The organism is Ureibacillus thermosphaericus (assembly GCF_012396605.1).
GTDB classification, from domain to species: domain Bacteria; phylum Bacillota; class Bacilli; order Bacillales_A; family Planococcaceae; genus Ureibacillus; species Ureibacillus thermosphaericus.
Window position 1 is genome coordinate 13,907 of sequence record NZ_JAAXPW010000026.1, and the last position, 23,266, is coordinate 37,172.

Here is a 23,266-nt window from a genome sequence, read left to right on the forward strand (position 1 = left end):
TTCGATAAATAGTTCTAAAATCCCTTATTTTTTCTTAAAGTATACCAATGAAAAATAAGGGAGAGAGAAAATGGAAATTGATGGTGTTTTTTCAGGTGGTGGAATAAAAGCTTTTGCGTTTGTTGGTGCCTATCAAGTTTTGAGTGAGAAGGGTTTTATCTTTAAAAGAGTCGCAGGAACGAGTGCTGGTTCAATCGTAGCTGCATTTATCGCGGCAGGGTTTACCGTAAAAGAGATTGAAAAGGCATTAGAAGAATTAGATACAAAATCGCTTCTTGATCCACCCAAATTTTCAAAAACTCTTCCTTTTATAAAATGGCTGAATTTATATTTTCGATTAGGATTGTACAAAGGAAAAGCGCTAGAAAGATGGTTGTACAAAAAACTAGCAGAAAAAGATGTGTATACATTTGGGGATTTACCAAAGGATTCATTGAAAGTTGTCACCTCCGATTTAACGAATGGTCGCATAATTGTCATACCTGATGACTTGCATTTATATGGAAAGGACTGGAGAGATTTTTCTGTCGCAAAAGCGTTGAGAATGAGCTGTGGTATTCCTTTTTTCTTTGAGCCGGTCATGTTAAGTAATGGAAAAGGAGATTCCGTATTCGTTGACGGTGGGGTATTAAGCAATTTTCCATTATGGATTTATGATAACGGTAAAAGGAAAAGGCCATTATTAGGATTAAAACTCAGCAGACCAGAAGGAGAAATTCCACCACAGATAATTGATAATGGGTTAAATTTATTTGAAGCATTATTTAAGGCGATGATGAATGCCCACGATAATCGATATATCTCAAGAAGACACGAAAAAAATATTATCTTCATTCCTGTTGAACAATATAGTGCTACACAATTTGATTTAGATGATGATGCAAAAGAGCAATTAATTCAATTGGGAAGGGCAAGAACTGAAGAATTTCTAAAAAATTGGCGACCCGTTATTTAACAATCACATATTTTTAGGAATTTATGAAATACTAAAATTAAAAAGGTCAAATGGAGTGGTTGCAATGCCAAAAACAGATAAAGAAATTGCTGAAAAAATATTAAATAATCAGTTAATTGGAACAATGGCTACCATTGAAGGAGATAAACCTCACACTCGCTATATGACGTTTTATAACGATAATTTCACTTTGTATACGGTTACGAGCAAAAATACCCATAAAGTTGAAGAACTTTCGAAAAATCCATACACACATATTTTAATTGGTTATGATGGGAAAGGATTTGGCGATGCCTATTTAGAAATAGAAGGAAAAGCGGAAGTTTCATCCGATGAAGGAATGAAAGAAAAAGTGTGGAACAAAGTATTAAGATTTTGGTTCGATGGTCCAGATGATCCGAATATGGTAGTTTTAAAAATCGTTCCTTCTCAAATTCGCATCATGAATTCGAAAGGAAAAGATCCGAAAATTATTCAATTTTAATTGATAGAACTATTGCTGATAGTCCTATCAATTTGAAAAAATAATATTTACTAAGTTAACAACATAAACGGCTTAGGCTTCAAAATGTAGGAAGCTTGAGTCGTTTTCAATTTTATAGAAAAAGTTGATCAATGTTTATTTATTGATGTTTTTTAATTTTTTATTAAACTAATCATCGATGAATGTTTAATTTGAAAAATCCAATATAAATGAAGTAATGTATTTATGTTAAAAAAGGAAACCTAAAAATGAAAAGAACCGTTACAAATCAAGAAGGGAATCTCCTTTTTTCTCAAACTTTAAAATGTTATACTAAAGAGCATGTATGGGTTTCTTTTGAAAGGGGGGGACATATGCGAAATGTAAAGAAAACGAACAATAAAGGAAACTCTCGTACGAATCTTTCATTTCGAATGAACGTCCTGTTTATTTCGATTTTTGTTTTGTTCTCCATGCTCATTTTTCGCTTAGGTTATTTACAAATCGTAAAAGGTGAAGAATATGTTCGGGCAATAGAAAGAACGGAAGAAGTAGCGGTCAATACGAGTGTTCCCCGTGGAAGAATTTATGATCGATATGGAAGAATTCTCGTAGATAACGATCCGCAAAACGCCATTACATATACAAAGTTTCAATCAACGTCCCAAGAAGAAATGTTAGAAGTCGCTGAAAAATTGGCTATGTTAATTGAACAACCAACGAAACGAGTAACGCTTCGTGATAAGCAAGACTTTTGGATTTTAAAAAATACAGAAAAAGCCTATGCGAAAGTTTCGAAAGCAGAAGAGAAAAAAATAAAGGAAAAACATGAAGATGAGAAAAAGGCTCAAGCAGAAATCGACCAACTAGTGAGAGATCGAATTACCGAAGAAGAATTGGCGGAGCTAACGCCTTTTGATTTGGAAGTGTTAGCAATTTATCGTGAAATGTCTTCTGGATATTATTTATCTCCACAAATTATTAAAAGTGAAAATGTATCCGATGAAGAGTTTGCACGTGTTTCTGAACGATTATATGAATTGCCAGGTGTCAATACGACGACCGATTGGAAAAGGGTAAAGTTAAGTTCGTTATCGGTATTAGGTAGAACAACAGTCCCAAGTAAGGGGATTCCTAAGTCTGAATTAAATTATTATCTAGCCCGTGGTTATTCTCGAAATGATCGTGTTGGAGAAAGTTATTTTGAATCTCAATATGAAGAATTACTACAGGGGCAAAAATCTGTTGTGAAAAATATTACGAACAAAAAAGGCGAAGTCATTGATATGATTACGACTTTTGAAGGGAAACCTGGGAATGATTTGGTAACGACAATCGATATTGAATTGCAAGCAGCTGCTGAAAAAATTGTTGAAGAGAAATTGCTGCAATTAAAATCGATGGGTGGTTCGTCCTTATTGGATCGTGCCTTTTTTGTGATGATGAATCCGAATACTGGTGAAATACTGGCGATGGTTGGAAAGAAAATAGAAAAGGATCCAGAAACGGGAAAACCATATGTGATTGATTATTCTTACGGAACATTTACGACAGCTTATGAAGCCGGTTCAACGGTGAAAGCGGCTACTATATTAATGGGATATAAAGAAGGCGTTATAAAGCCTGGTACAGTTTTAATTGACCAACCAATTAAGCTTGCAGGTACAAAATCGAAAAGTTCCATCTTCAACAGAGGTGGCCGCATTGCAATGAATGATTTAACAGCGTTAGAGCGTTCTTCAAACTCCTATATGTTCCAAATTGCTATGAAAATTGGTGGAGTAAACTATCGCTATAATATGGGGCTACAATTAAAAGAAGATGTTTTGAAAAAAATGAGAAATGGTTATGCTGAATTTGGTTTAGGTGTCAATACAGGAATTGATTTACCGAATGAATTTGCAGGATTCCAAGGAAAAATGGATACTCCTGGTAAAATTCTAGACTTAGCAATCGGACAATTCGATACGTATACACCGATGCAATTGGTGCAATATATTTCAACGGTAGCAAACGGTGGATATCGAGTGCAGCCAAGACTATTAAAAGAAATTCGTGAACCATCTAAAGATGGAAAAACTTTAGGGCCGTTAATTGAAGAAGTCCAACCGAAAATTTTGAATAGAATCTCAAATACTGAAGAAGAAATTAATCATGTAAAACAAGGGCTTCGCAGAGTATATATTGGCAGCCAAGGTACTGCCCGCGCTCAATTTGCAAATGCACCGTTTACAGCAGCAGGGAAAACAGGTACTGCGGAAGTAGTTTACTATGGCCCGATTCGAGAAAAATTTGGCACATTAACTGAAACAGTATCTCATGTTGGCTTCGCTCCGTTTGAAAACCCTGAGGTTGCTTATGCTGTGGTGATTCCTTGGGTGACAACAAACTTTAGCCAATATATTTCACATAACAATCAAATTGCCCGAGAAGTATTGGATGTATACTTCGAATTGAAAAAGAAATATGCAAGTAGTAAAATCACTGACGAAACTGTGAAGAAAGAAATTTTACCTCCAACTACGAATGAAAAAATTGATGAGGATACAGAAGAACAAGTTGTAAATGAATAATAAATTTCAAACAACAATTCAAAAAGCAACATTTTCTCCCAAGAGAAGATGTTGCTTTAAATTATGTTAATTACTATTTCAATCTAAGTAAATGTTGAACATTCGCTTATTGAGCGGTATAACCTCCATCTAACACAACTGCTTGCCCTGTAATTCCTTTAGCGGCATCGCTAGCTAAGAAAAGCGCTAAGGAAGCAATCTCATCTACCGAAATTAGCCGCTTTTGAGGAACTAAAGGGTAAAGGACTTCTTCTAACACATTTTCAACTGCTATATTGCGAGTTTTCGCCAAATCTTCAAATTGTCCTCGAACTAAAGCTGTATCTACATAGCCTGGACATATCGCGTTCACAGTTATTTGATGCGGTGCTGTTTCTAATGCGGCTACTTTTGTTAGACCAATTACACCGTGTTTTGCAGAATTGTATGCTGACTTTCCAGCAAATCCAATTAAACCATTGATCGAAGCGATATTGATGATTCTGCCGAATTGATTCTTTTTCATATGTGGAATCGCATATTTCATCGTAATAAATGGAGCAGTCAACATAATTTTAATCATTAATTCAAATTTTTCAGTAGGGAAATCTTCAATGAACGCTACATGTTGTATGCCTGCATTGTTTATTAAAATGTCAATCGAACCGTATTTTTCAACAGTGAAATCAATTGCCTGTTTAATTTGTTCTTCGCTCGTTACATCACAGACAACACTTGAAACATTATCAGGTAATTCCTTTAATGCTTGGTCTAATTTTTCTTGATGAATATCCGAAATGACGACATTTGCACCCGCTTCAGCAAAGTTTTTTGCGATTTCAAATCCAATTCCCTGTGCACTTCCTGTAACAAAAAGTGTTTTTCCTTTCATGTTTGGACCTCCAACATTATTTTTATAAACCTAAAGAGAATAGAATGATTGCTAGAATAGTTCCGAGTAACGGAATAATTACTGTTAAAGCGCCCATTGCTGGATAAGCATCTTTATGCGATTCTTGTGCAATGGCAGTGATGGTTGTAACAACGTAACCACTATGTGGCAATGTATCTAAAGATCCTGAAGCAATGGCGATAACCCGATGCAACTGCTCCGGATTAACCCCCATATCTAAGTAATGTGGTGCAATTAATGGTAAAGCGATAGATTGACCGCCAGAAGATGAACCCGTTAGGCCTGCTAATACAGCAACAGCAATAGCACCACCAATAAGTGGACTGCCAGGGATGTTCGTCATATAATCAACTGTCGTTAAAAAGGCTTCTGTTTGTTTCACAACTCCGCCGTAACCAACCACAGCTGCTGTATTCGCAATGGCAATCACGGCTCCCAGTGCACCTTCTGCAATTGCTTTATCACGATTTTGCATATACTTGAAACTGATGAGATAAGTCATAATAATTCCACCAAGTAAAGCAATGATCAATGCAGACGTACCCAAACGTTCATGGAAAATAAACGAAAACCCGAGCACAACGATTAATGGCAAAACACTAAGCAAAGGACTAGGAAGTGGTCGATTTTCTGCTTTATCTAGGTTATCAGTTTCTTTTGCAACGAATTTTTCGCCTTTCGTAACTGCACGATTGACCATCCATTTTAGCCAAAAATACCCTGCGACTGCCATGAAAATGGCCACGATTAAGCTAACTTGCCATCCAGCGTATGGAGTCGTTCCTAAGTGTTGGATTGGAATCCAGTTTTGAATCTCCGGTGAACCAGCAGAAGTCATCGTAAAAGTTACAGACCCTAATGCCAAAGCAGCAGGAATGAACCTTCTTGGTAGATTAGCTTCTTTAAATAGGGCTAATGCCATTGGGAATACCGAGAAGGCAACAATGAATAAACTAACTCCCCCATAAGTAAGTACTGCACATGCGACAACAACTGCTAAAATGGCATGTTTAGCACCGATTTTTTCGATAATCCATTTTGAAACGCTATCTGCAGCACCGCTATCTTCCATCACTTTTCCGAATATTGCTCCCGCTAAGAACATGAGCCACCAAGAACTAATGAATCCCGTAAATCCGCCCATATAACTTGTGATAAAATCTGGATCTCCTTCAGCAGCTAATTGTGGGAAAATTGTAATACCACTTAATATTGCTGCTATAAATGCTGCGAAAGGGGCTGCAATCAGCAAGTTTACGCCTCTCATCGTCAAATAAATCATTAATGCTAAACTACCTAGAAGCCCAATAAATCCTAATACCATAAAAAACCTCCTTTTTGTAAAATTCTAGAATTCTCAAGAAATTTCTTACATATTTTCAGAAATTCCTCATTAATACGTATGTAAAAGGGTAGAAATTATTCTCTAAAAATAGATGCATTATATTAAATAAGTCAAAAGTAACAGAAAATAATTTTCATAGATTTATATATATAAAATTAATCATATGATTGCGAAGCAGAGCTCAAATTTAATGAATGATTGCACAGCATAATATGCTTGATAAAGATTCTATTTTAAAAATTAAATTGCTATTGAAGAAGAATTTGGTAGAAGTTATACATGTATCAACCTATATAGCAACAATTATAAATGCCCACTAAGAAAATGAGTTTTACATGAAATCCGTTGTCTCCATCAGAAAAACTAGGGAATCATATTTTGGGAAAATTGTACGAGATGCTCAGAAATACTGGAAATTTATATTCTAGCTGACTGAGGCTCAGAATAATGGCAGAAGGAAGGGTAGGGTTAGAACTAAAATGAACTTTCATAAAATTTAATATGTATTTTGTTATTTCATTAACATAAAAACCGAACGATATTGAAAATAAAAATAGAGTTTCAAAAAATCGTTCGGTTTTTCTATTCCTTTTGTCTGGTGATTGCTGAGTATTAAGTATAAACTTTAATCTATTGTAATGGATTCTAAAGTGGAAGTGACAATATATTTTTCGCCTTGATCTGTATTCATTATATATTCAGATTTAATCTCTCCAAATCCTTCCGCGAAATATTTACGGTTTACATAGTTATCGCCGTTTTCTTCAATTACAATTACTTCTTCAAATGTTTTATATGGGATTTCAATACTTATACCTGTGTCGACAATTTTCCAATTGCCGAACGTTGTACCGACTTGAATTGGCATTGCAAAATAAGTCTCAATTGGCTGCATTGATTTGATTTCTTCTAATCCAGGGAAAGTTGCATCGTGATCAACCGGTTCTTTGTAAATGATTTCAATTTTATCATCGCCGATTTTATAAATATTCATCATGGTTACGCCGCCGTTATCGACAATCGTGCCTACATATTTTTTGTCCAACCAAGTTGTTTTTTCAGTATACGTTGCAAATTCATTCCCGTCTCCTATGAACTTCGCAATGGATTTATCAGGTTTAAAAAATCGACTTAAGTCTTCATGATTATTTTCTGAAGCATTTTGATTGGTTGGGGAAACATCGTTTTGATTAGTTGTGTTTTCTTGGGGTTGGCAGCCAATCAGCAGGAACAAAAAGCAGAGAGAAAGATAAAATGCCTTCATTGTTATCGACTCCTTTCATTGGTTAGTATTTATCATTATATAGTTTTATATAAATTCAAACACTAAATCAATGATAATAATATTATGTAAACTAAAATAGGTTTATTTATTGAATGACTATTATTTATAGAAATTTGACTATTATTTCTTGAAGAATGACTATAAAATCGATTATTTTGACTAATAAAACAAATTTTCGAAGTGAAAAATTAGCGATTGGCTAATATTGATGAAAATTTGACTATTATAACTGGAAGAATGACTATTAATTCGATTATTTTGACTAATAAAACAAATTTTTGAAACGGAAAATTAGTGGTTGGCTATTATCGATGCAAGTTTGACTAATATTTTTTAAAGAATGACTATTATATTCATCATTTTGACTATTAAATCGTTTGGTTTATCGTTCGAGCAAGCAACTTACTAAGAATGTTGGTTATTATCCTATACTATAAAGAGTTGTTGTTCACCTAATCTTAATGTATACACAAAAAAAGGCTGTCGGAATAAAATCCGAACAGCCTTGCACTAAAATTACAATAATCCTTGCGCTTCTTTCCACTCAAGGAATTCGTCATATGTGCATTGTTTATCAAGAATAGTCCCGTCGTCTTGAATTTCAATGACGCGGTTTGCTATTGTTTGAATAAATTGATGGTCATGGGATGTGAAAATCATAGCACCTTTAAAGGCAATTAAACCGTTGTTCAGAGCTTGAATGGATTCTAAGTCTAAGTGGTTTGTTGGTTCATCTAGTAGTAACACATTTGCACCAGAAAGCATCATTTTTGCTAGCATACAGCGAACTTTTTCGCCTCCGGATAACACGGAAGGTGATTTTTTCACTTCTTCTCCTGAGAAGAGCATACGGCCAAGGAAACCGCGTAAAAATGTTTCAGTTTGATCTTCTGGAGAGAATTGGCGCAACCAATCGACTAATGTTTTTTCAGTGCCTTCAAAGTATTTTGAGTTATCCATAGGGAAGTAAGCTCTTGAAGTAGTAACACCCCATTTAAAAGTACCACTATCAGCTTGTCGTTCTTCCATTAATATATCTAGCAATGCGGATTTTGCTAAAGGATTTCCTAGCAACACAATTTTATCGTCACGATTCATTATGAAACGAATATCTTTAAATAGCACTTGGCCATCTTGCGTTGCAGTTAAGCCATCTACAGAAAGACAGTCATTACCAATTTCTCGATTCATTTGGAAATTGATATAAGGATATTTACGACTGGATGGTTTAATATCCTCCAATTGTATTTTTTCGAGCATTTTTTTACGGCTAGTCGCTTGTTTTGATTTAGAAGCGTTTGCTGAGAAACGGGCAATGAATTCTTGCAACTCTTTAATTTTTTCTTCTTTTTTCTTATTTTGTTCTTGTGCCATTTTTAAAGCTAGTTGGGAAGATTCATACCAGAAATCATAGTTCCCCACATAAATTTGAATTCGTCCAAAGTCTAAATCAGCAATGTGTGTACATACTTTGTTTAAGAAGTGACGATCGTGGGAAACAACGATTACAGTATTTTCAAAGTTGATTAAAAACTCTTCCAACCAACGAATAGCTTTTAAATCTAAGTGGTTTGTTGGCTCGTCTAATAGCAGCACATCTGGTTTTCCAAACAGTGCTTGAGCAAGCAATACTTTAACTTTTTCTGAACCTTCTAAATCAGCCATTTTCATATAATGTTTATCTTCGCTAATGCCTAAACCGTGTAAGAGAGTGGCTGCTTCTGATTCAGCTTCCCAACCATTTAATTCTGCAAATTCTGCTTCTAGTTCGGCAGCACGCATGCCATCTTCATCTGAAAAATCTTCTTTCATATAAATGGCGTCTTTTTCTTTCATTACGTCATACAGGCGCTTATGTCCCATAATCACTGTTTCTAATACCGTATATTCGTCATATTCGAAATGGTTTTGTTTTAATACTGCTAAACGTTGGTCTTTCCCTATGATTACTTGACCTTCTTGTGGTTCGATTTCTCCTGATAATATTTTAAGGAACGTAGATTTTCCCGCTCCATTTGCTCCGATGAGACCATAACAGTTCCCAGGCGTAAATTTAATATTTACATCTTCAAAAAGTTTGCGATCACCATAACGAAGACCTACATTACTTACTTGAATCATGTAAGTTCCTCCTTTAATACTACTTCGATGTGCAAAAAAGTTAAATTTTAACTTCTTTTTCTCTTTTACACATAATGGCACCATTATATCAAGAAGTGAAGTGAAAAGCTATAGAAGGTTTGGCATTCAAGGATGAATTAGTTTGAAAGAATAGAATTAAAACAACGTAATGAATGGGGACTGGTTAACAAAATATAAGCAGAATTGGAATCATGAGTAATCCAATTCTGCATTTTTATGTAGGAAGGGGAATGCAAAAGGGGATTATAATGTATAGGCAATGACATTTAAGAAAAGAAGGGAATTTGTCATATTAAATTAATCGAGTTTCTTTCTTCTAAACCAAAGCGTTGCAATCCATTTTTCACCTATATTAACTGGAGCGCCGCCATGTAATGTTAATTCATTTAATGTTTGATTGTTGTAAAAGTATTCAAAATATACAGCCATTCCTTTTCTAGGATACACTTTTAATCCAAGTTTTGGGAAATAGGTTTCTCCGCCATCTTCCACATCACTTAAATATAAAACAACTGTACAAATTCGATTATTGCTTGCTGCTTTACTTGTTGCTGCGAAATAATCAAAATGCTCTTTATACTCTTGTCCAGGTTTGTAATTTAAAATATGCAAACCTTCCGCATGTTCAACAGGGATACCTACAATAGAAGAAATTCTTTTTTCAACTGTTGATACAAGGTCATCTTGAACATCCGACAAAAATGCTCCACTACTAGTTCGGATATCGCTAACAATTTTTTCTACACCAATTTTGGAACGTTGAAGACGATTTCTTGATAATTCAATTAATCTGTCACATTCTTCATCATCTAATACAGAACCCAGTACAACGACTAAAGGTTCCTCAAATTTTACCAATACATCAATTTCTCTGTCTTCTGTTTTGATTTTGTTTCCAGTGAAGTTAAAAATTGTTGGTTCATTTGAACGAGTATTTGTAACATATGTAGTCAATGCTCATTCCCTCCGATTAACTGGAATATAATGGAATAAAAAGGTATAAAAAGGAATATTTTATTTGAATAATTAAATTTTACTATAATTTTTTCGTTTTATCATTACTGTTTTTTTGAGAATGGATTATTTTATAATGATTTCTTCCTATTAAAATTTATTACTATTAATATCATTGACTACTAAAGTATGAAGTCGGATATAGACACCAAGCACACTAATGGAGAAGGAAAGAGTTATACTCTCAGATTTTGATAATAATATTATGTAAACTAATTTTTAGGATAAGTGGTCAGAAATATATTTTTAGTGAAAGGCAGTAAATTATAAAATTAAAAACAGTCAAAAATAGAGCGGCAAAAGTAACACACTTTTAACCGCTCAACATTTATTTATTCCAGTATTTTTTAATGAATTCATCTCTTCCGGATTTCTTCCGGTCTTCAAGGTAATGTTCGGGATTTTTCTTGTAATAATCTTGATGATATTCTTCTGCTTCATAAAATATCATGGCAGGTCGAATCTCAGTTACGATTGGCTTTTTGAATCTGCCGCTTGCTTCCAGTTCTTTTTTCGATTTTTCCGCTAAGATTCTTTGCTCTTCTGAATGATAAAATATAGCTGTTTTGTAAGATTCTCCGCGATCATGAAACTGTCCTCCATCATCCGTTGGATCGATTTGCATCCAATAAACTTCAAGTAGTTTTTCATATGGGAAAATATTCGGATTAAATTCGATTTGAACGACTTCTAAATGGCCAGTTTTCCCGGACTTTACATCTTCATATGTAGGATTTTCAACATGTCCTCCCATATAACCTGACGTTACTTTTTCAATACCTTCCCATTCAACAAATGGTTTTACCATACACCAAAAACATCCACCAGCAAATGTTGCTTTTTCCATTTTTTTCACTTCCTATTGCTTAAAATTCTTAACAATGTTACAAGATAACTTTATAGTATCAAATTTACAACTTTTATATACAAAAAAAGCTTTTCGTAAAATAGCATAGTATAATAATTGATATCGAACTTATCGTTTTGATTATCGTTATATTTTTATAAAGTTATATGTCTAAGGGGAATGAATATGGAAGAAAATCAAGTTCGTAGTAGAAGTGAAAAACGTTATAAGAAAAAACGTTTACGTAAAGGTAGAGTAATACTATTTTCAATTTTCATTGTGCTGATTGCAATCATTGCATATTCTATTCACCAATATCGTACGGGGTTAGAACTGGCTGGCGAAGAGAATAAAGAAGAAATAGAATTTACACCCGATGAACCTAAAGAAAAAATCGAGAATTATTTAATAATTGGTGTGGATAGTAGGGGAGAGGAAAAATCCCGATCCGATACGATGATGGTTCTTTCTTGGAATAAAGAAACCAACGATTTAAAGTTAGTTTCTTTCATGCGAGATATTTATGCAGATATACCAGGATATGATCGTTGGAAATTAAATACCGCTTATTATTTAGGTGGGGTACAACTGTTGAAGGATACATTGAATCATATGTTTGAAATCCCGATTCATCATTATATGGTGATTGATTTCAAAAGCTTTGAAGCGATGATTGATATTTTAGCACCAAATGGTATTGAAATAGAAGTTGAAAAAGACATGTCCGCTTATATTGGTGTAACCTTAACAAAAGGTTTGCAACGTTTAAACGGTAAAGAATTATTAGGATATGCGAGATTTCGACACGATGCTGAAGGCGATTTTGGAAGGGTAGAGCGTCAACAAAAAGTCATTGAAGCATTAAAAGACGAATTGTTAAAGCCGCAAAATGTTAAAAATTTACCAAAACTTATCGGTGCGGCACAAGGCTATATCATCACGGATATGTCTTCAGTAGAGGAACTAAAAACTGCTTTATCAATTGCAAAAGGTGGATCACCTTCCATCGAAAAGATGACAATTCCTGTAGAAGGGACATATCGATTTAACTCCTATCAACATGCAGGATCGGTCATTGAAATCGACTTGGAGGCCAATAAGAAAAAATTGCATGAATTTTTAAAAATAGGGGAGTAGAGAAGTTTTTTTCAGAAATTATTCATGATAAAATAATTTTGTCGAAATTTGATGAGGTGATTTTTTGGAAAAAGACAAAGAATTAGAGCAAGAAGTAAAACAAAATAAATATTCCATGTTTCAGACAACAAAATACATTCGATTTCTTGGAGGTAAAAATTTACTTTTCTCGCTAATCGTTCTTTTATTATTAGGCTGCGTAATTTTCGTTTTTAATAAAGTTTCGTTTATCTTTTATCCGATTCAAGTATTGTTTGAAGTAGTAATACTCCCAGGAGTTCTTGCTGTCATTTTATATTATTTATTTAGACCGTTATTGTATTTGTTGGAACGGTGGATCCCGAGAATTTGGTCAATTTTTTTAATATTCATTATTGCGATTAGCGCCATTACATTATTGGTATTACTTGTCTTTCCATTTTTGCGGGATCAATTTACGAATTTAGTACATGAGTTTCCTGTTTATTTCATGGCAGTTGTAGAAGGGACTGTTACGTTTTTAAATAATTCTGGTGTGAATGAACTATTCTCAAAATACAATATTGATTATGACCGAGTATTACTGGATGTAACGAACAATTTAATTACGACGGTAAGGGAAACTTTTGCGAATTTAGCAACTACTGTAGCGAGTGGCATCACAGGATTTGTTTCAACGGTAACGGGAATCGTTTTATCTTTAGTAACAGTACCGTTTATTTTATTCTATCTATTATATGAAGGAGAAAAATTCCCAAAATTCATTTTAAGTATTTTTCCTCCTCGCATGCGAAATGATGCATCCAAAGTGATGAAAGCAATGGATCATCAAATCAGTCATTACATACAAGGTCAAATTTTAGTTTCTTTCTGCATCGGCGTCATGATGACAATCGGATTTTTAATCATTGGGTTAGATTATGCGTTTTTACTTGGATTTTTAGCGATGATTACAAGTGTTGTGCCTTATTTAGGGCCAGCCATCGCCATCACACCTGCCATCATCATTGCAATCGTAAATTCACCATTGATGGTGTTGAAATTAATTATAGTATGGACGATAGTACAATTAATTGAAGGAAAGCTTATTACACCGAATATCATGGGTTCTTCATTAAAGATTCATCCAATTACGATTATTTTCGTATTATTAACAGCGGGTTCATTATTTGGTGTGGCTGGGGTCGTATTAGGAATTCCAGGATATGCCTTGCTGAAAGTGTTAGTGACATACATGTTCCAATTGTTTAAAAGGCGCTATAATCGATTTGAAGAAGATGAAACGAATAAATATCATGTAGAATAAATCGGCTATTTATTAGCCGGTTTTTTATTTTTTAGAAGAAATATCTTCGCATGACTAAAGTAATAAACGCTGCTCTAAATAAAGAAAAACTATCATTCAACTATTCAAGTGAATGATAGCTTATCAATTCGAATAATATTAAATTTTTAATTCGCGTAACCGTTCAATCGCTTCCTCTAATAATTCTTTTTCTTGAACGAGGGCAATGCGTACATATCCTTCTCCTTCAGATCCGAATGTAATTCCTGGGACCATGATTACTCCTGCTTGTTCTATAGTTTTAAATGCGAAAGACACACTATCAATGGAATAAGGATATTTCGCCCAAACAAACATCCCTCCGTTTGATGGGGCGTATTCCCAACCGATTTTTTCTAGCCCTTTTGTAATGACATGATGTCTTTCAGCAAATGTCTTACGTAAATGATCAGTGATAACTTCCGAATTGTCTAAAGCAAGTGCGGCAGTGGATTGAATCGGTTCAAAAATACCGTAATCTAAATTTGATTTCAATTGTTTCATAATATTTATCATTTCTCTATTGCCAACGATGTAAGCTACTCTGGCGCCAGCTAAGCTGAAACTTTTTGATAGAGAATTGATTTCTATTCCAACATCCTTTGCACCTGGAGCATTTAAGAAGCTGATTGGTCCCTCTCCAGTAAAGTAAAATTCTGAGTAGGCCGCATCATGTAGGACGATAATGTTATATTTTTTTGCAAATTCTACAACTTCCGTAAAATATTCGATAGTAGGCATTGCCGGAACAGGATTTCCTGGTAAATTCAAAATAAGCAATTTCGCTTGCTGGGCAATTTCTTCAGGAATCGCTGTTAATTCTGGAAGAAATCCTCTTTCCTTATTTAATGGTATGTAATAGGGGCGGGCACCTGCCAAATGAATGCCGGCAATATAAGCGACATAAGCAGGATTTGTAGTGAGAACGATATCGCCAGGATCACAAAAGGCGATTGGTAAATGAACTAGTCCTTCTTGAGAACCCATTGTGAGTAAAACTTCTGACTCGGCATTAACATCTACTTTATTGACTCTCTTATAATAGCGTGCAACTGCCTCATTAAATTCCATTGTTCCTGTTAATGTGTACCCATAGGCAGCAGGATTTTTGCTTTTTTCCGCCATGTGATTGCGAAGCATTTCATGAGGTGGTAGATCTGGACTTCCAAGGCTCAAATCAATCATTTTCATTCCTTTTTCTTGATAAGCTCTTGCATGATCCTTTAATTGACCGAATATTGCTGGTTGGAATAATGACATCTTCTTAGAAGGTACAATATTCAATAGTAACACTCCTTAATTTTGACGAATTTGAATATAAAAAATATTTTAACATATTTTTCAATACTTTTAATCTTTCTTCAATACAGTAAAAATTAAGTTTTTTGATTTAATTAACAATTTTGTTTATGATACAAGAAAAATAGTAAAAGTTTTGGAGATGAAAATATGAGAGTGTATTCCCTAAGTGGTCCAAGTGGTTCTGGAAAAAGCACGAGCGCTTTACAGTTTGCCCATGATCATCGAATTGAAGCAATCATTGATGATGGATTATTAATTAAGAACGGTCAAAAAATTGCAGGTACTTCAGCAAAATTTGAAAAAAATACAATAAAAGCTATTCGAAGAGCGATATTTCAAGATGAATTACATAGAAAAGAAGTAATGGATGCAATAAAAAAACATCATATTCAATCGATTTTAATTATTGGAACGAGCGATAAAATGACAAAAAAAATTGCTGAACAATTGAACATTGGTCCAATTCAACAGTTTTATTATATTGATAACATACGCTCGAAAAATGAGATTAAATTAGCTCAATTTATTCGCTCGACTCAAGGTAAACATTTAATGCCCATTCCTTATCGTCAAGTGGAGCAAAATTTTTTTAAACGTTTTATTCAAAAAGGGTTTGATATTTTTTCAAAGAATCGGGTGAAATTAGGAGAAACGACGATTGTTCAACCTGATTTTCATCGTCAAACAATTGAAATATCACCGAATGTTTTTATTGATTTAATTCACTATGTTGTTTCGAATTATCCGGTTATCGCGAAAGTAGATTCTATACAATTCACAATGAAGAAATTGACGCCAAAAATTTATATATCCCTTCAGATTAAAGCACCAGTACATTACGATGTGGTCAATGCTATCGAAGAATTGCAAAAGCAGATTTCCATTGAATTTCAACGCCATTTTGAATTTGAACCAATGCAAATGCAAATTTTTATTAAAGGAATAATGTAAAGGACTGTCCAAAAACTACAATACTTTTTCGGACAGTCTTACTATTGCATTTTGTGTGAATTATATGAAAACATCTACTTGCAGTTATTGATTTTAGGCGAAAGGGAATTGATAGCCGTGATTTGGATTTACTAATGACTTTTCTGAAGCCTACAAAGCTTTAGTTTTTCCGTCTAAACTGAGGCATTCGTTTCTCAACGAAAGCACGAACTCCTTCAGGAAAATCCTCAGGATCGACAAAAGATGTAGTGCCTTGCCATAGGGCTGGAGTTGAGTTAACGCACTCTTTTACCGAATTTTTGACCGCCAGTAATGAAGCAGGGGACATGCTCGCCACTAGTTTTCCCAAACGAATAGAGAAACGAGTTAAATCTTTTTCAGGCACTAAGTAGTTTAACATACCGGCTCTATATGCTTCCTCTGCTTTAAATGTACGGCCAGTGAAAACAAAATCTTTTGTCGTTGCTGGGCCAACTAAATCAACGAGTCGTTTTGCAAACTTATTATTCAATGTAATGCCGAGCTTCCCAACTGGAATTCCCATGCGAGCTTTCTCAGAACCAATTCGTATATCACAAGCTAATGCAAGCTCAAGACCTGCTCCCATCGCTGGACCGTTAATGACACCAATTGTAGGAAGTGGTAAGTTTTCGATGGTGGAGATTGTATTTTCCATTCGAACAAAGGCCTCTTCAGCTTCTTCTAATGACATGCGATTGAATTCTTTTATATCTGAACCAGCAGTAAAATTCTCACCGGATCCTCGAAGAATTAATACTTTATTTTTTGGATTTTTTATAGATTGCGTAGCGATTTTTGCTAGTTGATCCCACATTTTTGCTGTCAAAGCGTTTTTTAATTGCGGTCGATGAATGGTGATAATGGCTAAACCAGCTGTTTCTTGATAGACAATTTTTGCTTCTTCTTCTTCGAGTCTCGTCGTACGAACTTGCATTCTCAATACCTCCTTTACATTAGTTTCATATTACTTGAATTAAGTAAATTATCCTACAGCTATTTCAATATTCACAATAAATTAAACAATTTTCAGAAATAATCGACAAATTTATTTAGTGAAGGGTAGGGAGGAGGAACAAAAAGAAATGAAACATTGTGATGACCATCTGCTCCAATCGCCGTAGTGATACTGCAAGCTCAATCGAGCACATATTTATATTAAATGTAGTGTTAGCCATTACAATGAATGTCTATTAATTAATATGGTTGAATATTTTTATTATAATGAAATACATAAAACATCAATAAAGGAGCATAATTATGTTGAAAAAAACAGTTTTTGAACAATTAAAACAAGCGATGAAAGAAAAAGATGTTGTGGCGAAAGGAGTTCTAACATTATTAAAATCTGCATTAGATCAAGCAGAAAAAGAAAAAGGCTCTGAACTTTCATTTGAAGAAGAAGTAGCGGTTATTAATCGTGAATTGAAACAGACTCAACAAGCGTTAGAGGGTGCAAAACAAGCGAGCCGTGAAGACTTAATTGAAAAAGAAAATCGTAAGCTGGAAATATTACAAAGCTTCTTACCAAAACAATTATCAGAAGAAGAAATTGTCAAAATTTTAGTGGACGCAGGTATTACAAAAGGAATGAATATGGGCGAGGCGATGAAAATTGCAAAACCGCTCCTTGCTGGCAAGGCTGATGGAGCAACAATCGCAAAAATGGTGAAAAGCCTCATATAAGGTTAACGAAGACTTGTTTAAATTTTTAGACAAGTCTTTCATTTTACCGTTGACAGAAAATTAAAACTGTACTATATTAGAATAAAAATAAAACAACTGTTATAGTACAATGTAAAAGGGGGATATGTATGACAATTTATCAAGAAGGCTATGAGTATTATGTTTCAAAATGTGAGCAGTTTGGTCTTGAACCAATCAATTTTACAAACTTTATCGAACATTTATCTCAAGAACAGTTGGACAGATTTAATGAGCATGCACGAATAATGAAAGAACAAGTTAAATAATCAGATAAAATCGCTAGATTATAGGAAAGAGGTTAATAATTTGGATATATTTAAAATTGAAGTCGATTAAAAGCCTCACTTGTTTTGTAACAACAAGTGAGGTATTTATTTGCAAAAAATTGCAGTATGTAAAAAAATAACACCATTTTCATTAAAAATGGCGTTCAATTAAAAAGATAATGAAGCTATTCATCCAATAAATCGAGTATACGATTGTATTCGGGAGCACCAATACAATCATAGTATTGGAAAAGTAAGTCGGAATTTACTTTGATTTTATCTTTATGATTTAAATACATTTGCTCTGTTAAAAAGCGAATAATTAATGGTACCGGTTTATCGTGATTGAATTGGTTCATATGTTTTTCAATGAATTCTTCCGATAAAACACACCTTAAATTGTTTCCTAAGCATTCAAAGTCTACGTATTCTATATGCTCATTTAAAAATTCATCCGTTAAATGTTTATTATATAAACATACGATTTTCCAATCAATTTTATCTTTATATCGATTTAACCAATGGGGCTCTAAAATCGCACTAATTAATGAAATTTGTTTTGCATTGTATTTGTTAAATTGTTCATCCATTTCTTCATTTGTTGGTTTTTTATAACCCATGTCATCATATAACTGGCAAGCGAGGGAAGGAATCCCTTTTACCATGTGTTCGCTGCCAGGCCATTTAAATGGACCGCGATCAAACTCAAAAAATTGGAAATCTATTTTTTCCTCTTCTTCCTCATATTCATCTTCATCTAATAAATGAATGGTTGCATATTCACTAAAATAAGTGTCATCTTCAATAAATTCATCAATTTCATCTGCAAAATGAGGATTGATTTCTTCTTTTTTACGTATTAATTCGTCAACAATATATTTTTTAAATGAAGGAGTTAGTCTTGCGAGTACTGGATAATTATATTGCAGCGCGGCAACATCTACTAAATCTAAATGATCGATTAAATATTTTTCAGTGATTTGATCACATGCATAACATACATAAGCAAAATCTACATATTTTAAATATGGCTCAAATTCCGTTGGATGCAACTTTATTAAACTATACCTCCAGTAACAATAATCCATTATAAATTTCTTTGATAAATGCGGATTGTCTCTTTGGATTTCTTCTGCACTTGTTTCATCAATAATAGGACCGTAATGAACAGGTATGGACGTGACATCAAAATCATCAGGTATGTTTAATTGTTCAAGGGTTTTTTTCGGATTAAATCGCTTTCGACGGCTTGGATGAGTTTTGATGGTATATGTCCCGATGGAACCTCTTTCGTCTAATAAAATATAAGATAATTCTTGTTTTTGATCTCTCGTTAACTTCGTATCTTTTGGAAATTTTACAGCAGCAAAATAAGTAATATCATCAAGATTGTAATAAAATTTATATTCTCCTTCACGAGTAAATTCAGACCGCGAATTATTTTTCTTCCAATATATTAACGCACCTAGAATGGGCGGATAATTTGAAAAATAGATGTTAGCAATAGAAAAAATATTATGAGATAAAGATTCATCATATACTGCTTTAATAAATTCGATTTTTTTAATTTTAAGCATGCTCGACCTCCATATTGTTATTATACCCTTTTAGGAATAATAACGTAGAATAAATTGTTTGAATAAATTGATGGAAAAAACAACAGTATTTCCATGTATATGTACTAATAGACTATCTTGTAAAGTTTATGAAAGTTATATCATAATCATGAATAATTTGCATTTAATTTTATTAATTTTAACAAATTCTTCATTTTCTTTGATTGAACATGAACAATAATTAAGTAAAAAATGATCATTTATAAAAAAAATCATCCACGAAAGTTTGGATGATTTTTTTATTCAAAATAGAACTTCTATAAAAATGTTTTTTAATGGAACAGCAAATATGATTAGAAAAACCAGGTTGCTAGTTTTGTAACAGAATAATTTTCCTCGAAATTTGTAAGAGAGGCAATATAACTCAAGTGGGCAGATCAAAAAATTAAGGTAGAGGAAATTCATCCTAAATAATATTGATAGTCTTTTCATTGCTGAAGAAAATATTTTCGAGTTGGTAAAAGGGAAGTGGGGAAGGGGAAGGACTAGCACGTGAAAATGATATGGTTACTCCAATTAAATTTGAAGGATTATATAAAAATTTTAGATAATACAGGAAGTTAGTGATTGTCTAATTACTGTGTTGTTATTATTTTTATTTAATAGGAATAGGCATTTGTAGAAGGAGATTTACGTTAGATGATTTTCTATAAAAATGTGAAATTTTTTCCTTCATTTCTAGTACATATGACTCAAATCAATTATTAAAACTTGCATTTATTATAGTAACTTCAAGAATGGAGGTGAATGAAGTGATGGAAAAACACTTTAACAATTTAGGATTAGAATTCGGTGACACTATTTTGGTAGGAGGCAATGGTTTTTCAAACCAACAAGGAATCTTCATTGCATTCCAAGATAATTTCTTAGTTTGGGTAACTTTCATTAGCGGAGCAACAAGATTATTAAGTACAGATACTACTAACTTAACAATTGCTAGAGCATAATCTAGTTAAAATATAAAGGGCGTCTCAATGCAATATGTAGGCGACCTCAATTTGTCGAGCGCTAGTTACACAGTTTCTGTAACTAGCGTATTTTGATTTGAACTATAGAGCGTCAAAAGCAGTGTATATGACATAAAAAAAGATGTTGTTGGGATTTATTTACAAGTACTCTATTTTAGTCTACCATTAAAATGGTATTATTCCATAGAAAAGGTGAGTTCATTGATATATGTGTTCGATTTAGATGGGACGATTGTGTTTAATGGGCAACCGATATCAAAAACAATTCTTCAATCGTTAAAAAAGTTGAGGGAAGAAGGGCATGAAATCATTTTTGCTTCAGCGCGCCCCATTCGTGATATGCTGCCTGTAATAGATAAAGAATTTCATGATCTGACAATGATAGGCGGAAATGGTTCATTAATATGGAAAGAGGGAAAAGTGATAAAAAGTCACACATTTCCAAAGAAGGTAGTGGAAGAATTAAAAGAACTGATTAATCTGTATCAAGCTACTTATTTGATTGATGGGGAATGGAATTATGCTTATACTGGACCGAAAACACACCCAATTTTTCATAATATTGATCCAGGAAAATTAGCTAAACAAGTAAATATAGATTCTCTTGATAAAATTGTAAAAGTATTATTATTAACAGCTAATGATATGGATAAATTATCTGAACAGGTCTTAAAACTTGAAGTTTTTGTACATAGACATCACAATGAAGATGTAATAGATATTAGTCCAAAGGGGATTCATAAAGGAAGTGCTTTAAAGTCATTGGGAATTGAGGAAAATACATATATTGCATTCGGGAATGATGCAAATGATATATCGATGTTTGAACATGCATTCCATAACGTGATGATTGGTTCAAACGAACAACTAGCACCTTTTGCGAAGGAAAGTTTATCGATGCGCGGCGATGTTGAACAAGCAATCTCAGATAAAATCCTCTCATTATTATGATAACTGAACAATTGAAGTGCGTTTGAAAAGCAATTTTTAGTAGCCATTTGATGCTTATAAAGCAATAAATTTCGACCTGGAGAGAAATTTTAAAATCATATAATAAGTGGTTTGGCCTGACAAAAAGTTCGTCAGGCCATATTACTTTTATCAATAAACTCGTTTATTATATTCTTATAGAGGATGGTTCTAAAAAATCCTTTATTTATTGAAAACACTCGCTCCGAACGATTTATTAAAATCTAGTAAAAACACGTACAGCTATTATGGAGGGATAAAATGGGGAAAAGTACATTTGTCATTAAACAAAGAGCTTACTTAAAACTTTATATGCTTCATGCAGCAGAGAAGGGAAGACTTTATGGACTTCAAATATTAGAAGAATTACAAAATCATTTTAAAGATCTCGGTTATAAACCAACAAAATCTGAAATTTATAAGTCCTTGCATGAGTTGTTAAAAGAGGGCTATGTTGTTAGGGAGCCAATAACAAAAGAAGGAACAGAAATGCAGACGATTTATATTTATAGGCTGGGAGACAAAGAGAAGGTAAAAGCCTATAAAGATACGATTAAAGCTGATATCGACCGTTCAATTGCACTACTAAATAGGGCTCTAAAAGATAATTATTCCCAGAAGAGAGGTTAAATAGAAAAATCTGTATCTTACATTATGTATTATTTGATAACCCATCCTCTATTACTTATTTTAGTCCAAGCAAATCTCCGATGAATGAAATGTCTGATTTTAGAATTGTTTATGATATACGGAACAACCGTATATAATAGTGATTGCTGAAAAGAGCGAGAGCAACTTAAAACGAAATAAAATATGGAGATGGAGTATATTTTGCTGCCAATGGAACGATCAAACCCTCAGTAGCATTTCTCGAGATAATAAATTTTCTACTTATAATATATAGGTGTTCAAACATATCAATTTTAGTTTTGATAAGTAAAGATTGTTGTTGGGAAATCACTTATATTTACGGTTAATTGGACTAAAACATCAAAAGTTAATGAGGATGATTCATGTGTAAATCAATGAAGTGAACCGTAATTAAAAAATACTTGCAAAAATACATGAGGCAAGTCAATTTAGATAAAACTTTTATTAATGATTCTTCTTAAACTTTTGAAACCAACAAATTGATACTCAACCATTTATTGATTATTCAATGGGTGGGAAAGAATTCATATTTTATGGAATGAAAATAAACTAATTTTTTATTTCTGTTTTTAGTTTACATAATATATCTTATCGGAAGTTAAATCTCAAAATATAAGAATACTTGTAATAGTGAGACAGAATTGAAATAACTGTATTTATTTTACCGATTTATTAGTTTAAATTAATAAAAATTTAATAATATGAACTGTTAAATTAATAAAATGTTTCAGTTATACATAACTATTTATAGGATCATCATTATTTCACATATGTTGATCTTGTACTTTCCTATAATTGTTATTCCTTCAATAATTATTAACTTCTATTCACACCAATTTCTTCGGTCATTGTTCCTAACTTT

General features: G+C 33.3%; 20 protein-coding genes. 11 read left to right on the forward strand and 9 right to left on the reverse strand.

The features are described 5' to 3' along the window. The first annotated feature begins 70 nt into the window (after positions 1–70). The 3 genes from HF990_RS10585 to HF990_RS10595 all read left to right on the forward strand — a co-directional run bounded on the left by HF990_RS10585 (position 71) and on the right by HF990_RS10595 (position 3,991). Positions 71–955 (forward strand): patatin-like phospholipase family protein, encoded by an 885-nt coding sequence (locus HF990_RS10585; RefSeq protein WP_016838969.1) that lies wholly within the window; start codon positions 71–73, stop codon positions 953–955. A 64-nt stretch (positions 956–1,019) separates the two neighbouring features. Further along, positions 1,020–1,439, forward strand: a complete 420-nt coding sequence (locus tag HF990_RS10590; RefSeq protein WP_016838968.1) for a pyridoxamine 5'-phosphate oxidase family protein — start codon at positions 1,020–1,022, stop codon at positions 1,437–1,439. A gap of 353 nt (positions 1,440–1,792) precedes the next feature. Beyond that, positions 1,793–3,991 carry a penicillin-binding transpeptidase domain-containing protein gene (locus HF990_RS10595; protein WP_016838967.1) on the forward strand — a complete coding sequence of 733 codons (2,199 nt, stop codon included), beginning with the start codon at positions 1,793–1,795 and terminating at the stop codon, positions 3,989–3,991. A gap of 106 nt (positions 3,992–4,097) precedes the next feature. On the opposite strand, the gene HF990_RS10600 is transcribed toward HF990_RS10595, so the two are convergent. The 6 genes from HF990_RS10600 to msrA form a co-directional block, all read right to left on the reverse strand. Beyond that, positions 4,098–4,862 (reverse strand): 3-hydroxybutyrate dehydrogenase, encoded by a 765-nt coding sequence (locus HF990_RS10600; RefSeq protein WP_016838966.1) that lies wholly within the window; start codon positions 4,860–4,862, stop codon positions 4,098–4,100. 22 nt (positions 4,863–4,884) lie between these two features. Continuing rightward, a complete protein-coding gene (locus HF990_RS10605; RefSeq protein WP_016838965.1) occupies positions 4,885–6,207 on the reverse strand; it encodes a GntP family permease in 1,323 nt (440 codons plus the stop codon). A gap of 646 nt (positions 6,208–6,853) precedes the next feature. Continuing rightward, on the reverse strand, positions 6,854–7,492 hold the full coding sequence (locus HF990_RS10610; RefSeq protein ID WP_016838964.1) for a hypothetical protein: 639 nt from the start codon (positions 7,490–7,492) through the stop codon (positions 6,854–6,856). Between the two features lie 537 nt (positions 7,493–8,029). Next, complete coding sequence (locus tag HF990_RS10615; protein WP_016838120.1) at positions 8,030–9,634, reverse strand: ABC-F family ATP-binding cassette domain-containing protein; 1,605 nt, start codon at positions 9,632–9,634, stop codon at positions 8,030–8,032. A gap of 318 nt (positions 9,635–9,952) precedes the next feature. Further along, positions 9,953–10,609 (reverse strand): 2OG-Fe(II) oxygenase, encoded by a 657-nt coding sequence (locus tag HF990_RS10620; protein ID WP_016838119.1) that lies wholly within the window; start codon positions 10,607–10,609, stop codon positions 9,953–9,955. 388 nt (positions 10,610–10,997) lie between these two features. Further along, positions 10,998–11,516, reverse strand: a complete 519-nt coding sequence (gene msrA / locus HF990_RS10625; protein WP_016838118.1) for a peptide-methionine (S)-S-oxide reductase MsrA — start codon at positions 11,514–11,516, stop codon at positions 10,998–11,000. A gap of 186 nt (positions 11,517–11,702) precedes the next feature. On the opposite strand from msrA, the gene HF990_RS10630 reads away from it, so the two are divergent. Both HF990_RS10630 and HF990_RS10635 read left to right on the forward strand, forming a co-directional pair. Next, entirely contained in the window at positions 11,703–12,653 is a 951-nt protein-coding gene (locus HF990_RS10630) for an LCP family protein (protein ID WP_016838117.1), read from the forward strand. A 115-nt stretch (positions 12,654–12,768) separates the two neighbouring features. After that, on the forward strand, positions 12,769–13,938 hold the full coding sequence (locus tag HF990_RS10635) for an AI-2E family transporter (protein ID WP_040764551.1): 1,170 nt from the start codon (positions 12,769–12,771) through the stop codon (positions 13,936–13,938). A gap of 138 nt (positions 13,939–14,076) precedes the next feature. Here HF990_RS10635 and HF990_RS10640 read toward each other — a convergent pair whose 3' ends face one another. Beyond that, the gene (locus HF990_RS10640; protein WP_016838115.1) at positions 14,077–15,240 is read right to left on the reverse strand and encodes an aminotransferase class I/II-fold pyridoxal phosphate-dependent enzyme; all 1,164 of its coding nucleotides are present in this window, start codon (positions 15,238–15,240) and stop codon (positions 14,077–14,079) included. Positions 15,241–15,405: 165 nt separating this feature from the next. Here HF990_RS10640 and HF990_RS10645 point away from each other — a divergent pair, with 165 nt between their 5' ends. Further along, positions 15,406–16,209, forward strand: coding sequence for a hypothetical protein (locus tag HF990_RS10645; protein ID WP_016838114.1), 804 nt, complete (start codon positions 15,406–15,408; stop codon positions 16,207–16,209). 160 nt (positions 16,210–16,369) lie between these two features. Here the strand turns inward: HF990_RS10645 and HF990_RS10650 are convergent, their stop codons facing one another. After that, entirely contained in the window at positions 16,370–17,164 is a 795-nt protein-coding gene (locus HF990_RS10650; protein WP_016838113.1) for an enoyl-CoA hydratase/isomerase family protein, read from the reverse strand. Positions 17,165–17,487: 323 nt separating this feature from the next. Here HF990_RS10650 and HF990_RS10655 point away from each other — a divergent pair, with 323 nt between their 5' ends. Together HF990_RS10655 and HF990_RS10660 are read left to right on the forward strand one after the other, a co-directional pair. After that, entirely contained in the window at positions 17,488–17,913 is a 426-nt protein-coding gene (locus tag HF990_RS10655; protein ID WP_016838112.1) for a GatB/YqeY domain-containing protein, read from the forward strand. Between the two features lie 128 nt (positions 17,914–18,041). After that, entirely contained in the window at positions 18,042–18,200 is a 159-nt protein-coding gene (locus HF990_RS10660) for a hypothetical protein (protein WP_016838111.1), read from the forward strand. A gap of 185 nt (positions 18,201–18,385) precedes the next feature. Here the strand turns inward: HF990_RS10660 and HF990_RS10665 are convergent, their stop codons facing one another. Then, positions 18,386–19,777: a hypothetical protein gene (locus HF990_RS10665; RefSeq protein WP_016838110.1), complete on the reverse strand. Its 1,392-nt coding sequence runs from the start codon at positions 19,775–19,777 to the stop codon at positions 18,386–18,388. Between the two features lie 791 nt (positions 19,778–20,568). Between HF990_RS10665 and HF990_RS10670 the strand changes: the two genes are divergently transcribed. The 3 genes from HF990_RS10670 to HF990_RS10680 all read left to right on the forward strand — a co-directional run bounded on the left by HF990_RS10670 (position 20,569) and on the right by HF990_RS10680 (position 22,383). Further along, entirely contained in the window at positions 20,569–20,763 is a 195-nt protein-coding gene (locus tag HF990_RS10670; protein ID WP_016838108.1) for a hypothetical protein, read from the forward strand. Between the two features lie 222 nt (positions 20,764–20,985). Further along, entirely contained in the window at positions 20,986–21,735 is a 750-nt protein-coding gene (locus HF990_RS10675) for an HAD-IIB family hydrolase (protein WP_016838107.1), read from the forward strand. A 279-nt stretch (positions 21,736–22,014) separates the two neighbouring features. Beyond that, complete coding sequence (locus tag HF990_RS10680) at positions 22,015–22,383, forward strand: helix-turn-helix transcriptional regulator (protein ID WP_168412567.1); 369 nt, start codon at positions 22,015–22,017, stop codon at positions 22,381–22,383. Positions 22,384–23,266: the final 883 nt, after the last annotated feature.